14 protein-coding genes are annotated in these 14,233 nt (G+C 53.3%); 5 read left to right on the top strand and 9 right to left on the bottom strand.

Annotated elements, in window-relative coordinates; translation table 11 throughout:
- Positions 1–155 precede the first annotated feature (155 nt).
- Genes rseC through rseD form a run of 5 tightly spaced genes read right to left on the bottom strand, consistent with a single transcriptional unit; the run spans position 156 to position 2,994 of the window.
- The gene (gene rseC, locus HVX72_RS05685; protein WP_181822738.1) at positions 156–632 is read right to left on the bottom strand and encodes a SoxR-reducing system protein RseC; all 477 of its coding nucleotides are present in this window, start codon (positions 630–632) and stop codon (positions 156–158) included.
- Positions 629–1,585, bottom strand: coding sequence for a sigma-E factor regulatory protein RseB (gene rseB / locus HVX72_RS05680; protein WP_181822737.1), 957 nt, complete (start codon positions 1,583–1,585; stop codon positions 629–631). The genes rseC and rseB overlap by 4 nt, the downstream gene beginning before the upstream one ends.
- On the bottom strand, positions 1,585–2,235 hold the full coding sequence (rseA, locus tag HVX72_RS05675; protein WP_060570467.1) for an anti-sigma-E factor RseA: 651 nt from the start codon (positions 2,233–2,235) through the stop codon (positions 1,585–1,587). Before rseA ends, rseB begins: the two co-directional genes overlap by 1 nt.
- Before the next feature lie 31 nt (positions 2,236–2,266).
- Positions 2,267–2,842, bottom strand: a complete 576-nt coding sequence (rpoE, locus tag HVX72_RS05670; protein WP_000003307.1) for an RNA polymerase sigma factor RpoE — start codon at positions 2,840–2,842, stop codon at positions 2,267–2,269.
- Positions 2,839–2,994, bottom strand: a complete 156-nt coding sequence (gene rseD, locus HVX72_RS05665; protein WP_131729047.1) for a rpoE leader peptide RseD — start codon at positions 2,992–2,994, stop codon at positions 2,839–2,841. Before rseD ends, rpoE begins: the two co-directional genes overlap by 4 nt.
- Positions 2,995–3,266: 272 nt before the next feature.
- Here rseD and nadB point away from each other — a divergent pair, with 272 nt between their 5' ends.
- The gene (nadB, locus tag HVX72_RS05660; RefSeq protein ID WP_042291700.1) at positions 3,267–4,889 is read left to right on the top strand and encodes an L-aspartate oxidase; all 1,623 of its coding nucleotides are present in this window, start codon (positions 3,267–3,269) and stop codon (positions 4,887–4,889) included.
- On the opposite strand, the gene trmN is transcribed toward nadB, so the two are convergent.
- Positions 4,874–5,611 carry a tRNA(1)(Val) (adenine(37)-N(6))-methyltransferase TrmN gene (trmN, locus tag HVX72_RS05655; protein WP_181822736.1) on the bottom strand — a complete coding sequence of 246 codons (738 nt, stop codon included), beginning with the start codon at positions 5,609–5,611 and terminating at the stop codon, positions 4,874–4,876. The two genes, nadB and trmN, sit on opposite strands and share 16 nt — an antisense overlap.
- A gap of 131 nt (positions 5,612–5,742) precedes the next feature.
- Here trmN and srmB point away from each other — a divergent pair, with 131 nt between their 5' ends.
- Positions 5,743–7,077 carry an ATP-dependent RNA helicase SrmB gene (gene srmB, locus HVX72_RS05650; protein ID WP_181822735.1) on the top strand — a complete coding sequence of 445 codons (1,335 nt, stop codon included), beginning with the start codon at positions 5,743–5,745 and terminating at the stop codon, positions 7,075–7,077.
- Between the two features lie 66 nt (positions 7,078–7,143).
- On the opposite strand, the gene HVX72_RS05645 is transcribed toward srmB, so the two are convergent.
- Positions 7,144–9,144: an autotransporter outer membrane beta-barrel domain-containing protein gene (locus HVX72_RS05645; RefSeq protein WP_181822734.1), complete on the bottom strand. Its 2,001-nt coding sequence runs from the start codon at positions 9,142–9,144 to the stop codon at positions 7,144–7,146.
- A 1,185-nt stretch (positions 9,145–10,329) separates the two neighbouring features.
- Complete coding sequence (gene grcA / locus HVX72_RS05640) at positions 10,330–10,713, bottom strand: autonomous glycyl radical cofactor GrcA (protein WP_042291706.1); 384 nt, start codon at positions 10,711–10,713, stop codon at positions 10,330–10,332.
- A gap of 317 nt (positions 10,714–11,030) precedes the next feature.
- On the opposite strand from grcA, the gene ung reads away from it, so the two are divergent.
- Positions 11,031–11,720, top strand: a complete 690-nt coding sequence (ung, locus tag HVX72_RS05635) for a uracil-DNA glycosylase (protein ID WP_181822733.1) — start codon at positions 11,031–11,033, stop codon at positions 11,718–11,720.
- A gap of 48 nt (positions 11,721–11,768) precedes the next feature.
- On the opposite strand, the gene HVX72_RS05630 is transcribed toward ung, so the two are convergent.
- Positions 11,769–12,806 carry a tRNA/rRNA methyltransferase gene (locus tag HVX72_RS05630; RefSeq protein ID WP_042291709.1) on the bottom strand — a complete coding sequence of 346 codons (1,038 nt, stop codon included), beginning with the start codon at positions 12,804–12,806 and terminating at the stop codon, positions 11,769–11,771.
- Between the two features lie 206 nt (positions 12,807–13,012).
- Between HVX72_RS05630 and trxC the strand changes: the two genes are divergently transcribed.
- On the top strand, positions 13,013–13,432 hold the full coding sequence (trxC, locus tag HVX72_RS05625; RefSeq protein WP_042291710.1) for a thioredoxin TrxC: 420 nt from the start codon (positions 13,013–13,015) through the stop codon (positions 13,430–13,432).
- Positions 13,433–13,508: 76 nt separating this feature from the next.
- A complete protein-coding gene (tapT, locus tag HVX72_RS05620) occupies positions 13,509–14,207 on the top strand; it encodes a tRNA-uridine aminocarboxypropyltransferase (protein ID WP_181822732.1) in 699 nt (232 codons plus the stop codon).
- Positions 14,208–14,233: the final 26 nt, after the last annotated feature.

Raw genomic sequence — 14,233 nt, 5'->3', positions numbered from 1 at the left:
TAACGCCCGCCGTGGCAGGCTTTGAGAAGTCGCTGTTCTGAGCTTAACGTCTGTTTAACTGAAACGCCGCATTCTACACTACAACGGTGAGGCGAGGAAATGTTCATAGAGTAAGGATAGCGGGAACGGGAAGCCGCCCTCCGGCAGAGACAGGATTAGCGACTTTCTGATGACGTGGCATCGACGCGAACAAGGCCAGGCGGGAGCGCGACATTCAGAATGACCGGCTGCCAGGATTCACGTTCAGCAAGCTGACGGGAAAAGCCTCGCGCAAACAAAAACCCGCCGACGCCGCCGAGTACCGCGCCGCTTAGCGCAGCGAGATCGGAACCAAACAGCGCCTGAAAAAGGGAAGCGAACAAAAACAGCCCCACCAGCGGCGTCATATACACCAGTACGGCCGAGCCAAGCAAGCTGGCTTCAGCAATGCCCAGTTCCACTTTCTGGCCGGGTTCCAGCGGCGTGGCGCTGGGCACAACGAGCGTGTGCGTCGTCTGCGGCCCCAGCTTATTAAGTACGCGGCTGCCGCACCCGGCGCGTGACGCGCAGCTGTTGCAGGATGCTTTCACGTCGCAGCTTACCAGCGCCTGACCATCTTGCCAGGAGACGACGGTAGCCCACTCTTTGATCATTGCATCACCCCAAACTTAATGGTGTCGGCAATTCGCTTAGCCGTTTGCGGCGGCAGTTCACCCACAATGGTGATTTCGGCGTTATCACGTACGCTGGTGCTGACGGTCCGGCGACCGGTTCGCAGCATCTGATCGGTACTGGTTGGCGTCGCCTGGTTGACGTTGACAGAGAAGCTGAACAAACCGTCCGAATAAAGACGCGATTCAATCGGCATGTTGTCCATCGTGGGCAACGGTCGGCGACCGCTGGACACCTCGCTAAAACCCTTCGGCAGCCAGGTTGGACTCCAGTTGAATTTCGCTTTTTCACCGGCCGGAACGGAGAGCAACGGCGGCAGGTTGGCTTTCGCCAGCATCTGCATGCTGTTTCCCACGTCCTGATTAACGGTGAAAGCGATTACCCGAAATTGTTCTAACGTTTCGCCATCACGGTCAAGCAGATCGACACGCATCGGCAGCTTGGTTTCAGTATCCATCCAGACGATATAGCTATAACGGGTACCGTCACGCGCGACAACGCGAATCACTTCGCACAGGCGATCGGCGATACGGGTTCTGCCCACGGAAATGAAGTCGTAGTACGGGGCAAGGCGCTTGAAGTCGGTATAGATAAGCGATGGCAGAGAATCAACAATATAGTCGCCGTTCAGGGTGAACGGCTCAAGTCCGGGTTCGAAATAGCTGATTTCGTTTCCACGCTGGACAACTTCGCGGCGAGGGCCGTCCATTTGCAGCAGTTGGGCAAGCGGGCGGTTGTCCAGACGCGCGTGGCGATAGCGTAAAGACTCTACGCCTTGTTTTGTGATGCTGACGAACGACAGCTCGTAAGTGAGTGACTGGCTGGCCAGATTCATCTGCTGCAATAACGCCCCGGACGCAGCATTGGCCGAGGCGTTTACAGAAAAGAACAGGCTACCCGCCACAAGTGACATGGCAAACCAAAGTTGCTTCATTACTGCGATTGCGTTCCTAGAGTTTGAATTCCTGGCACCTGAACAGCGGCTTGCTGTGTTTGCGCCTGCTCAAACTGAAGCTGTTCGGAGTGCAGTCGACGTTGCAGTTCGTAATCCTGCAACATGGCATTAATTCGACGACGCTGCTCCTGTACCTGCTGCTGTTGACCACCGTTTGCGGTCGCGTCAGAAGGTACTCCCAGGCTAACCGGGCTGGCTTTGCCCATCATCGGCAGTGTGTTAAACACTGGCGTTTCGGGCTGCTGGGACGTTTCAGATTGCCCATTATAGTGCTGGACGCCAACAATAACTGCAAGCGATACGCATGCAGCGACTCCCATTTGGGTAAGTTGCGCTGCCCACGGGCGCATTTTTTTCCAGAACGGCATTTTTTGCCACTGGTGCGGTGCGGGCTGGGCCTCTGGAATTAATGGCGCCGTCTGGCGTACCGGCTCATCTTCAATGGCGGCCATAACGCGAGCGGAAATATCGAAATGAAGCACGTCAGGCGTGTCACCCCGCATAGAATCGCGGATCAGGTGGTAGCCTTCCCAGGTTTTTTGCATTTCCGGGTCGTGAGCCAGTTCTTTGAGCAGCTCACTGTCCAGCGTTTCGCCATCCATTAAAGCGGAAAGTTTTTCTTTCTGCATGCCTAATACCTTTTCCAGTATCCCGCTATCGTCAACGCCTGATAAGCGGTTGAACTTTATTATCAATAGCTTCCCGCGCCCTGAAGATACGTGAACGCACCGTACCCACTGGACAATCCATGATGGCCGCGATTTCTTCATAGCTCAGGCCATCCAGCTCCCGTAAGGTGATTGCCATACGTAAATCTTCCGGGAGGGACTCGATAGTACGGAAAACTATCTGTCTCAGTTCTTCTGACAACATTAAGTTCTCAGGGTTCGAAATTTCTTTCAGCGCACCGCCACTTTCGAAGTTTTCTGCTTCAATCGCATCCACATCACTGGATGGCGGACGACGGCCCTGAGCTACCAGGTAATTCTTCGCCGTATTAACGGCAATACGATACAGCCAGGTATAAAAAGCGCTATCTCCCCGGAATGAATCCAGCGCACGATAGGCTTTGATAAATGACTCTTGCACCACATCAGGAACGTCACCCGACGGCACATAGCGGGAAACCAGACTCGCCACTTTATGCTGGTAGCGCACTACCAGTAAGTTAAAGGCTTTCTGATCTCCCTTCTGGACCCGTTCAACCAGGACCTGGTCCGTTAACTGCTCGCTCATCCGAGGTAAAGTCTCCCCAAACCAAATTTCCACGCGTTCGCGAAACGCCACTCCATTAGCTGCACTGTGAGCAAGCAACAGGTTAGAGTGTCTCGTTTTTGTAAAGTTCCGTTACGCATCTGTTTTTTGAGTGTCAAGTTGTAGACGGTCATTATCTCTCATTATAAGTCTACCGAGTCTGAACAATGCACTATCTCATAAGAAATGCCCATAAACCGGTTGCAGAGTACCCCAACAGCTACTTTATTTCATCCTCTAATCTGGCGCTTACGGCCCGCTACGCAAAATATATCCTTAACCAGACATTTCCTTGCAATCCCGCCTTCTGTTTAGCCAGCTCAACGGAACTGAAAATAAAACGTGCTGAAACGCAGGTTATGATGCTATGCTCGCCAGACACTGTTTAGTAAATTAAACAAAGATCATGAAAACCACTCCTGAACTTTCTTGTGACGTGTTAATTATTGGTAGCGGCGCTGCCGGCCTCTCGCTGGCGCTGCGTCTTGCAGCGAAACATCAGGTCATTGTCCTGAGCAAAGGCCCGGTTAGCGAAGGGTCCACCTTCTATGCGCAGGGAGGGATTGCCGCCGTTTTCGATGAAACCGACAGCATCGATTCCCATGTGGAAGATACGCTTATCGCCGGCGCCGGTATATGCGATCGCCACGCGGTAGAATTTGTCGCCAGCAATGCCCGCGCCTGCGTTCAGTGGCTAATCGATCAGGGTGTGCTGTTTGATACGCAAATCCAGCCTGACGGTCAGGAAAGCTATCATTTAACCCGTGAAGGCGGTCACAGTCATCGTCGCATCCTCCATGCCGCAGACGCTACCGGTAAAGAGGTCGAAACCACGCTGGTCAGTCAGGCGCAGAACCATCCCAACATCCGCGTGCTTGAGCGCAGCAATGCTGTCGATTTAATTATTTCCGATAAAATCGGTCTGCCGGGCACGCGCCGGGTGGTCGGCGCCTGGATCTGGAACCGTAATAAGGAAAGCGTGGAGACCTGCCATGCGAAGTCGGTAGTGTTGGCTACCGGCGGGGCGTCGAAGGTGTATCAGTACACGACGAATCCGGACATTTCCTCGGGTGACGGGATTGCGATGGCCTGGCGCGCGGGCTGCCGCGTCGCTAATCTTGAATTCAACCAGTTTCATCCTACCGCCCTGTATCACCCACAGGCGCGAAATTTCCTGCTTACCGAAGCGCTGCGTGGCGAAGGCGCGCATCTTAAACGTCCCGACGGCACGCGCTTTATGCCGGATTTCGATGAGCGCGGCGAGCTGGCGCCACGGGATATTGTCGCCCGCGCGATCGATCATGAAATGAAGCGTCTGGGAGCGGACTGTATGTTTCTCGACATCAGCCATAAGCCTGAGGCGTTTGTCCGCCAGCACTTTCCGATGATCTATGAAAAACTGCTGGGGTTGGGCATTGATCTGACAAAAGATCCGGTGCCGGTGGTGCCTGCTGCGCATTATACCTGCGGCGGCGTGATGGTGGATGATTATGGACGCACTGACGTTGATGGCCTGTACGCCATTGGGGAAGTGAGCTATACCGGCCTGCACGGCGCTAACCGTATGGCGTCGAATTCGTTGCTAGAATGCCTGGTTTACGGTTGGTCGGCGGCAGAAGATATCGACAGACGCATGCCTTACGCCCGTGGCGTAAGCGCCCTTCCCGCCTGGGATGAAAGCCGTGTAGAAAATCCCGATGAACTTGTCGTTATCCAGCATAACTGGCACGAGCTGCGCCTGTTTATGTGGGACTACGTCGGCATCGTGCGAACCACCCGACGCCTGGAGCGCGCCCTGCGGCGTATTACCATGTTGCAGCAGGAGATCGACGAGTATTACGCCAACTTCCGCGTGTCGAATAATTTGCTGGAGCTGCGTAATCTGGTGCAGGTCGCCGAACTGATCGTACGCTGCGCAATGATGCGCAAAGAGAGCCGCGGTTTGCACTATACGCTTGATTATCCGGATCTGCTGGCCGTTTCCGGACCGTCGGTACTGTCGCCACTACATACTCACATAAACAAATAAAACGCCTGGGTCAGCGCCGTGTAACCTTCTGAGTAACGCTGGTCTGGCCCGCGTATTACCAGCCTGTCGCTAAAGCATTCTCCCTGTTTTGGTGAAAAAGCCAACAGAACCCGATGTGGTAAACGCGCTTCATTTTCCGCAACGTCGGTCCTGAGCCTTAAATGCCAGCCCATGTCATGCGCCTGCTGCGTAAAAAGGCTGCCGGTCTTTTCCGGCAGGACGACGCAGAGAAAACCTTCTTCCGTAATCAGCTCCGCCGCGCAGGCTAGCAGCGCCGGGTGATCCAGCGTCGTGGTATAACGCGCCCGTTCCCGCTGCGGCGTCGCACAGTCGACGCCCTGCTCGTAATAAGGCGGGTTACTGACGATCAAATCAAACTTAACGGTTTGCCGGGAAGCCCAGCCCTGAACGTCTTCCTGGTGTAGGGTCAGCCGTCCGGCCCATGGCGACTGCAGAATATTCTCCTGCGCCTGTTCGGCGGCATCTACATCCAGTTCAACCGCGTCGACCGTGACGCTTTCATCAGTACGTTGGGCGAGCATCAGAGCCAGCAGACCGCTGCCCGTACCGATATCCAGGATCCGCTTTACCCCGGCCACTGGCGCCCATGCGCCAAGTAAAATACCATCCGTCCCGACTTTCATTGCACAGCGATCGTGAGCGACAAAAAACTGTTTAAAGGTAAATCCATTACGACGCAGAACGGATGTAGACTGGGACATGAATAACAAACCTTGCAGAAAAAACGGCGACAGCGCCGGGTAAAAACAATACCTGAGAAGCGATATCCATACAAACAGATGAAGATTACAGCCGTAACGTCTATAATCAGCGCCCCACACAGAGGTAGAACATGACTGTAACGACTTTTTCCGAACTTGAACTCGACGAAAGCCTGCTGGATGCCCTCCAGGAAAAAGGCTTCACTCGCCCGACCGCCATTCAGGCTGCCGCCATTCCGCCTGCGCTCGATGGCCGTGATGTGCTCGGTTCTGCGCCGACAGGCACCGGTAAAACGGCGGCATATCTGCTGCCAGCGTTGCAGCACCTGCTCGACTTCCCGCGTAAGAAATCCGGCCCGCCGCGTATCCTGATCCTTACGCCGACGCGCGAACTGGCAATGCAGGTCGCCGATCACGCTCGCGAGTTGGCAAAGCATACCCATCTGGATATTGCGACCATTACCGGTGGCGTCGCGTACATGAACCACGCGGAAGTGTTCAGCGAAAACCAGGATATCGTGGTCGCGACCACTGGTCGCCTGATGCAGTATATAAAAGAAGAGAACTTTGACTGCCGCGCGGTAGAAACCTTGATCCTTGACGAAGCGGATCGCATGCTGGACATGGGTTTTGCTCAGGATATTGAGCACATTGCCGGAGAAACACGCTGGCGTAAGCAGACGATGCTGTTTTCCGCGACCCTCGAAGGCGAGGCGATCAAAGACTTTGCCGAGCGTCTGCTGGAAGAACCGGTTGAAGTGTCTGCCACTCCGTCCACGCGTGAGCGTAAAAAGATTCATCAGTGGTACTACCGTGCCGATAACTACGAGCATAAATTCGAACTACTGAAGCACTTGTTGAAGCAGGAAGACGCGACCCGCACCATCGTGTTCGTGCGTAAGCGTGAGCGAGTTCATGAACTGGCAGAGCAACTGCGCCTGGCAGGCATTAACAACTGCTATCTTGAAGGCGAGATGGCGCAGATCAAACGCAACGAAGGCATCAAACGTCTTACCGACGGTCGCGTGAATGTGCTGGTCGCCACCGACGTTGCGGCGCGCGGGATTGATATTCCTGACGTGAGTCACGTGATTAACTTCGACATGCCGCGCAGCGGGGATACCTATCTGCACCGTATCGGTCGTACAGGCCGCGCAGGGCGTAAAGGCACAGCCATTTCACTGGTTGAAGCGCACGATCATCTGCTGCTGCTGAAAATCGGTCGTTACATTGAGGAACCGCTAAAATCACGCGTGATTGATGAACTCCGCCCGACCACGCGAGCGCCCAGTGAAAAAATGACCGGGAAACCGTCCAAAAAAGTGCTCGCCAAACGCGCAGAGAAGAAAAAAGAGAAAGAAAAAGGGAAGCCGCGGGTGAAAAAACGTCACCGTGATACCAAAAATATTGGTAAGCGCCGTAAACCGAGCGCTAGCGACGTCGCGCAGCAGTCCGGCGAAGAATAAAAACGCTGTTTCTTTCTAATGATAAAAGCCGGCATTTGCGCCGGCTTTTTATTCTCTACGTTGCCATCAGAAGTGCATTTTCAGTCCCAGTACGCCCTGTACCGGTTCTTCGATATATCGCCCTTGACGGTAATTAACCTCGCCATAGAACGTGGTATTTTCCGCCAGTTCCAGCGACGCTCCCGCGCCATAGCGTCCAGACGCCCCGTTCACATTATTATCAAAGCGTATGCCGTTAATGGCGACTTCGTTTGACTTCGCGGTTTCCTGAACCACTGCCGCATGGAAGTAAGGCTTCACTTCCGCGCGCCCCAGTGTGAACTGGCTACCGACGCGCGTACCGGCTTCCGCAATCAGCGAACGGGGCTTGCCGGTGTCCGCTTTCATACCATTGCTGAGTGTGATGTTGGCCCGGTTTGCCTGAACGGCGCTGGTACGGACATACGGCTCGGCATAAGTTTGTGCCGTCAGCCAATGACGATAACCGCTTTCCAGCACGCCGCTCAGCGCATACTGATGCCAGTCGCCCCGGGTGTAACCTCCGTTGGTCATTTTCGCCTTCAGGTCGCTGTTCAGACGGTTGCCTTTCATTACGCCATCTACATAAATCCCGGAGCGATCGAACCACGTGGCATACGCGCCCAGACCGTAGCTATCCAGGGTACTTTTCCCACCTCGCGCATGTCTTACCTCATTCCCAGAGCTGGACATCCAGACGCCGGTTAGCAGGTTTCCACGCTCAAATCGTGTGGTCTTATCCGCACCGATTTCAATGCCGTTTTGCTCCAGACGATACGCCGCGCCATTGCTACTGTGAACGCGGCTGTTGCTGCCGGTGTAATGCCCCCATACACTGTTTTCCGGAAGATTATCCGCCGAAAGCGTTGAGCGCCAGGCGCGGAAGCCATCCAGTTCAGCATTCACCACGCGCGTGATTGCCGACGCCATGTTGAGGATCGCATCCGTTGACGGCGTGGTCAGTTTATTTTCGTTACCGCCATTACCACCGGTATCGGGCTGCTCTCCACCGCCAGTACCAGGAATTTCTGTACCCGGTTGCTCTGTGCCTGGTTCTTCCGGCTCCGGTTCTTCAGGTTCCGGCTGCACGGTATTTCCGTTCGCCAGGCCCAGATACCAGATGTTACCCTCCAGTTGATCTTTACCTTGCTGGTGATAAAGCGAGTACATGTACACCCCCGCATCCAGCATTGCGACACGGCGTTGTGCAGCGCTGACCAGCGTGAAGTCAATATTGCCCTCTTTATCATTCACCAGGTTGACGGTCATATTGTCTGGATCGGCAATTTCCCGGCCTGAGTCATGGACGATGATATTGAACTGGCCAACGCCATTATCAATAGTGACAAAGTTCCCGTTACGTTCCGCCAATGACGTATTAAACAGAAACGATCCTGTCCCGCTCAGCGAACCGATCGATAACGCCGCATAATCGCCATCGCTGTCACGGAGAAACGAGACGATCCCTCGCTCCGACGACAGCGTATCGATTCGGGCAGGCAGCACACTGGTGGTATTGTCGTTTAAGTCAGTAATCGACAGAGTACCGCCTTTCAGCGTCAGGTCGCTGGCATATGCGCCGGCTTCCATAATCATCTCGCCAGCCCCGTTGACAACCGTACTCCCCGTCGCCCGTGCGGAGGTATACAACTGAAATGCTCCGCTGTTAACTACCGTGTCGTGCGCGGTGGTACCGCTTGCCAGAGTCATCACACTGGCGTCATTGAGGGTGGCGTTCCGCGCGCTCGCTGCGCCGGAAAGCCTCATCGTGCTCATACCGTTGAGCGTCGTCCCGTTCGCCACGGTGTTTTCAGTCATGGTTAGCGCAGCGGTATCAAACAGCGTGGTATCCGTTAAGGCAGCATTGCCTTTGATATCCAGCGTACCGCTACCGGCGATTTGCGTGTCGCTGGCCACCGCATTCATACTCATCAGCATCGTGCCGCCATTAATGACTGTCTTGCTGGCGCTGGCCGTTGAGTTCATATTTAAACGCCCGCCCTGCTCAACGTAAGTGTCTTCTGCTGAACCGGAAGCAGAGATATTCATATTCCCGCCAGATTGCACCCGCGTGTTTCGGGTCGAGGCATTGTCATGAAAACCCAAATATCCCCCGTTCGTGACCGTGGTGTTCTCCAGAAGCGAATGCTCTCTGATAAAAATTTTACTATCTTTATTTACAACTGTATCGACACCATAAGAATTCCCATACATCGTTAATAACGATGTACCATTTAATACGGTATTACTTATCTGGCTATTATCGTAGGTGTAAATATACCCACCATCATCAACAAGCGTATCAGTGGCCGAGGCATCGCCATTGAGATAAAGCCGGCCATGTTGTTTAACATGCGTGTGAGTGGCTGTGGCATGATCGTTTAACGTCATATTACGATGCGTTGTGGTATATTCCGCCGTCGCCTTGCCCGATAAGGTCACTGTACTGTTATCATTAATAATAGTATTACTTATTGACGCATTATCGTTAACATTTAAATAACTGATGCCGTTTAACGTGGTATTCGTCGCCGTCGCGTTATTGTTTAGAATGACAGTCGTGCTGGTTCCTTGCAGCACAGTATTATTGGCAAGAGTATTATCGTTCAGCGTCAGGAGACTGCGCCCCTTCAATGTCGTGTCTGCTAAGGAGACACGGTCTCCGGCAGTCAGATTACCGACATCAAGCAGAGTGGATTCTGCCTGAATATCACCGCCAAGCGTTAACGTCTTCGATTTAGAAACGGACGTATTAATAATTTTTCCGCTGTCATTCAGTGAAACATCTTCTGTAGAAACCTTCAGACCGTCCTGAAGATATTCAGCACTGGCGTTAAACGCTGTGCCGTATATAGCCGACAGGCAAAAAAAGGCGACCTTATTGCGTCTCATATTTTTCCCAAAGATATTATTACAAATTTATAGAAATAACGTTGTCCGACTAAAGCAGACAGAAAATTGAAGTAGAGTTGAACGGAGGGTATTTCTTAATTGCGCGGATAATAGCCGTTTTCCCGCATGTTTATTTAAACCAAACCTAAACCACGAAAAAACTGACAAAACTATACTTACCAGCGCGAAAAATAACGTCGCTGATATATGTGTTGAATGAGGAGGAATAATAAAAGTTTAATTATCGCCAAACTTTTAATCACGCGGGTGATTAATGCAAACAATAAAAAACCCCGGTCTCAGCGCGTGACCGGGGTTGATGAATCAGTCTGAGCGGTGTGCTTACAGACTTTCAGTAAAGGTACGAGCGATAACGTCGCGCTGCTGTTCCGGCGTCAGAGAGTTGAAACGCACGGCGTAACCGGAAACACGGATGGTCAGTTGCGGGTATTTTTCCGGATGCTTAACCGCATCTTCCAGCGTTTCGCGACGCAGTACGTTAACGTTCAGGTGCTGGCCCCCTTCCACACGCACTTCCGGTTTCACTTCCATCGGAATTTCGCGATATTCAATGTCGCCCAGTTTGTTTACTGCAACCACTTCGTCTTCGGCAAAACCTGCTTTTGCAACGATGCAGCGTGCTTCGCCTTTTTCGCTGTCCAGCAACCAGAAGGAATTCAGCAGGTCATCGTTAGCGGCTTTAGTAATCTGGATACCTGTAATCATGTGATGCCTCCCCGGCAAATTATTTGATTAGGGTTGGCCGTCTCGCGGCCAATTGGTAAAACCATTGTTGCTTGAGTGTATATATACCCCCCTGACACCCTTGATTCTTTGATTTAAATCAATAAAAACCACACCACAAAAGTGGTGATACGATGAATTTATTGTTTTACATCAACTTACGCCTGACAAAGGCATAAACTTTTTACATAAATTTTCAACTTTATTAGAGGCATAGCGCACGCTGCCGGGCGACAGCAGTTTGCGCCATGCAAAGAAGCAGTTAAGCTATGTTGATTGAAAATTCGCAGGAGAGCGAGATGGCCACCGAATTAACCTGGCACGATGTGCTGGCTGAAGAGAAACAGCAGCCCTATTTTGTGAATACGCTACACACCGTTGCTGCAGAACGACAGTCAGGAATGACGATTTATCCGCCGCAAAAAGATGTGTTTAACGCGTTTCGCTTCACCGAACTGGGCGAGGTCAAAGTCGTTATTCTCGGACAGGATCCCTATCACGGCCCCGGCCAGGCGCACGGGCTGGCGTTTTCCGTTCGTCCGGGCATTGCGCCGCCGCCGTCGCTGGTGAATATGTATAAAGAGCTGGAAGGCTCGATCCCGGGTTTTACCCGCCCCTCACACGGTTATCTTGAAAGCTGGGCGCGTCAGGGCGTGCTGTTGCTTAATACAGTATTAACCGTTCGGGCCGGCCAGGCGCATTCACACGCCAGTCTTGGGTGGGAAACCTTCACCGATAAAGTGATCGCACTGATCAACCAGTATCGTGAAGGAGTGGTGTTCCTGCTCTGGGGATCGCACGCCCAGAAAAAAGGGGCAATTATTGATAAGCAACGTCATCATGTGCTGAAAGCGCCCCACCCGTCTCCGCTGTCGGCGCATCGCGGATTTTTTGGCTGCAATCATTTTGTTCTGGCGAATCAATGGCTGGAGCAGCGTGGCGAGAAGCCTGTTGACTGGATGCCGGTATTACCGGCAGAGAGCGAGTAAATCAGAGAATGCATGCCCGGCGAACCCTTGCCGCCGGGCAATGTGTCGTTACGCTTTATTCTGACGCCACCATTCGGCAAGCAGTACGCCAGTCGCGACTGAGACGTTCAGACTTTCGACCTTCCCGGTACCATCGATCTTCACGCACAAATCGCTGGCATCATGCGCAGCGTCCGGCAGACCATCAGCTTCCTGGCCCAGCACAAGCACCACTTTTTCTGGCAAGGCGGTGCTGAACAACGGTTTACCTTGTTCGCTTGAGGTGGTCACGACGGTGTACCCCGCCTGACGGAAATCATCCAGCACATTCACAATACTGTCGCCGGTGATTGGCTGCACGTGCTCCGCGCCGCCTTCTGCGGTACGAATTGCCGCACCGGATTCCAGCAATGCTGCATCCTGCACCACGACGGCCTTCACGCCAAAATGGGCGCAACTGCGCATCATGCCGCCCAGGTTGTGCGGGTTAGACTCTTTTTCCAGCGCCAACACGCAGTCCTGCGCACCCGCCTGACTCACCCATTGTTTAACGGTGGTGCCGTTACGTTTTTTGATGAGGAAACAAACGCCGCCGTGATGTTCAGTACCCGAGGCTTTCGCCAGCTCCGCTTCATCTACCACGTGATACGCTTTGCGGTTCGCCGCCATCCAGCGTAGCGCTTCTTTAAAACGAGGGGTAACGCTCTGAATGAACCATGCGCGGACAATGGCTTCCGGACGGCTCTGGAACAGAGCCTGGCAGGCATTTTCGCCGTAAACGCGGGTCTCTTCCGCGCGCTGACGACGCAACACTTCAGGATCGATAAAACTTTTACCGCTGATCCCACCGTGATCGGCTTTTTCCGGCGTCTCGTCACCGGGGGCCCGGGACACAGTACGCCACGGCGAATCTTCACGCTTGCGATCGCGGTTCTGAGAGGGTCGTTCATCGCGGGCGGGGCGACGGCCACCGTCAGCACGAGATTTTCCTGGACGTCCGCCACCTTTCCCGGTACGCGGGTTATAGGTACGTTTATCAGAATCATCATCACTGCGGACATACATCACTTTGACCTTGCCGCTTTTGTTTTTCAATTCATCGTTCATGCTTTTCTCCACCAGCGCTGCGCGAAGCGCGCAGATTACCCGATGTACACTGAGTTAGCCATTATTTCATTTAAAAGCTTATGACTATTGTACTCATTGAATAAAACACATTGTTGTTTAAAACAGTCTCGTCGATAATATGTAACATATTGGAAACATATCGGCGTTCGTGCCGTTCATTATCCCTACTCATCCAGAGGTTAGTTATGAATACCGTTTGTACCAGCTGCCAGGCCATCAACCGCATTCCCGACGATCGGGTTGAGGATGCGGCAAAATGCGGACGCTGTGGTCACGACCTGTTTGACGGAGAGGTGATCAATGCGACCGGTGAAACGCTGGATAAACTGCTGAAGGACGATCTGCCTGTTGTGATCGACTTCTGGGCGCCGTGGTGTGGCCCATGCCGTAACTTCGCCCCCATTTTTGAAGACGTCGCCGAAGAACGCAGCGGTAAAGTGCGTTTCGTGAAAGTGAATACTGAAGCAGAGCGAGAACTCAGCGCCCGCTTCGGCATTCGCAGCATTCCAACCATTATGATCTTAAAGCACGGTCAGGTTGTGGATATGCTCAATGGCGCAGTGCCAAAAGCGCCATTTGATAGTTGGCTGAACGAATCGCTGTAATCTCGTCGGGGCGCATCTTGTGCCCCGTTTTTACCTCTGCGACAATGGCGTTTTTCGACGCACTTCTCAATCCCTAATGACTGAAAACGCTGTTCTTAAGCTTCGTGCTGAACGTCTTGCACGCGCCACGCGCCCTTTTCTCGCCCGCGGTAATCGTATTCGTCGCTGCCAGCGCTGTTTACTGCCGCTGAAACTGTGCCTGTGCGCGACCCTGTCGCCTTCGTGGGCGAAGAGTCGTTTCTGTTTGGTGATGTTTGATACCGAACCGATGAAGCCCAGTAATACCGGACGTCTGATTGCCGATACGTTGCCGGATACCGCGGCGTTTCAGTGGTCGCGAACCGAACCGCCGCAGGCGTTGCTGGATTTAGTGCAAGACCCCGCGTATCAGCCGATGGTGGTTTTTCCCGCCTCGTATGCCAGCGAAGAACGTGAATTGATCCTGGCGCCCCCCACCGGTAAACCACCGCTGTTCATTATGCTCGACGGCACCTGGCCGGAAGCGCGCAAAATGTTCCGTAAAAGCCCCTACCTCGACCACCTGCCGGTGATTTCCGTCGACCTGTCGCGCCTGTCGGCCTATCACCTGCGCGGCATCCATGCCGAAGGGCAATATTGCACCGCCGAGGTGGCTATCGCCCTGCTGGATCTGGCCGGTGATACCGACGCCGCAGGTGCGCTTGGCGAACACTTTAGCCGCTTCAAAACCCGCTATCTCGCAGGAAAAACCCAACATCAGGGAAGCGTCACAGCACAATTAGCAGAAAGCGTTTAAAATCATTCGGTCATCTCTATGCAAGG

Origin of the sequence: Citrobacter sp. RHB21-C05, assembly GCF_013889015.1 — a bacterium.
GTDB lineage: Bacteria > Pseudomonadota > Gammaproteobacteria > Enterobacterales > Enterobacteriaceae > Citrobacter_A > Citrobacter_A sedlakii.
The sequence above is the reverse complement of the archived record's forward strand: the minus strand, read 5'-3'. Positions and strand labels throughout refer to the sequence as shown.

What these genes read in the sequence shown, in the direction of transcription:
- rseA (WP_060570467.1), bottom strand. Translation starts at nt 2,235, where the DNA reads ATGCAGAAAGAAAAACTTTCCGCTTTAATGGATGGCGAAACGCTGGAC.
- ung (WP_181822733.1), top strand. Translation starts at nt 11,031, where the DNA reads ATGGCCACCGAATTAACCTGGCACGATGTGCTGGCTGAAGAGAAACAG.
- srmB (WP_181822735.1), top strand. Translation starts at nt 5,743, where the DNA reads ATGACTGTAACGACTTTTTCCGAACTTGAACTCGACGAAAGCCTGCTG.
- trxC (WP_042291710.1), top strand. Translation starts at nt 13,013, where the DNA reads ATGAATACCGTTTGTACCAGCTGCCAGGCCATCAACCGCATTCCCGAC.
- HVX72_RS05630 (WP_042291709.1), bottom strand. Translation starts at nt 12,806, where the DNA reads ATGAACGATGAATTGAAAAACAAAAGCGGCAAGGTCAAAGTGATGTAT.
- nadB (WP_042291700.1), top strand. Translation starts at nt 3,267, where the DNA reads ATGAAAACCACTCCTGAACTTTCTTGTGACGTGTTAATTATTGGTAGC.
- tapT (WP_181822732.1), top strand. Translation starts at nt 13,509, where the DNA reads ATGACTGAAAACGCTGTTCTTAAGCTTCGTGCTGAACGTCTTGCACGC.
- HVX72_RS05645 (WP_181822734.1), bottom strand. Translation starts at nt 9,144, where the DNA reads ATGAATATCTCTGCTTCCGGTTCAGCAGAAGACACTTACGTTGAGCAG.
- rseB (WP_181822737.1), bottom strand. Translation starts at nt 1,585, where the DNA reads ATGAAGCAACTTTGGTTTGCCATGTCACTTGTGGCGGGTAGCCTGTTC.
- trmN (WP_181822736.1), bottom strand. Translation starts at nt 5,611, where the DNA reads ATGTCCCAGTCTACATCCGTTCTGCGTCGTAATGGATTTACCTTTAAA.
- rseC (WP_181822738.1), bottom strand. Translation starts at nt 632, where the DNA reads ATGATCAAAGAGTGGGCTACCGTCGTCTCCTGGCAAGATGGTCAGGCG.
- grcA (WP_042291706.1), bottom strand. Translation starts at nt 10,713, where the DNA reads ATGATTACAGGTATCCAGATTACTAAAGCCGCTAACGATGACCTGCTG.
- rseD (WP_131729047.1), bottom strand. Translation starts at nt 2,994, where the DNA reads ATGACCGTCTACAACTTGACACTCAAAAAACAGATGCGTAACGGAACT.
- rpoE (WP_000003307.1), bottom strand. Translation starts at nt 2,842, where the DNA reads ATGAGCGAGCAGTTAACGGACCAGGTCCTGGTTGAACGGGTCCAGAAG.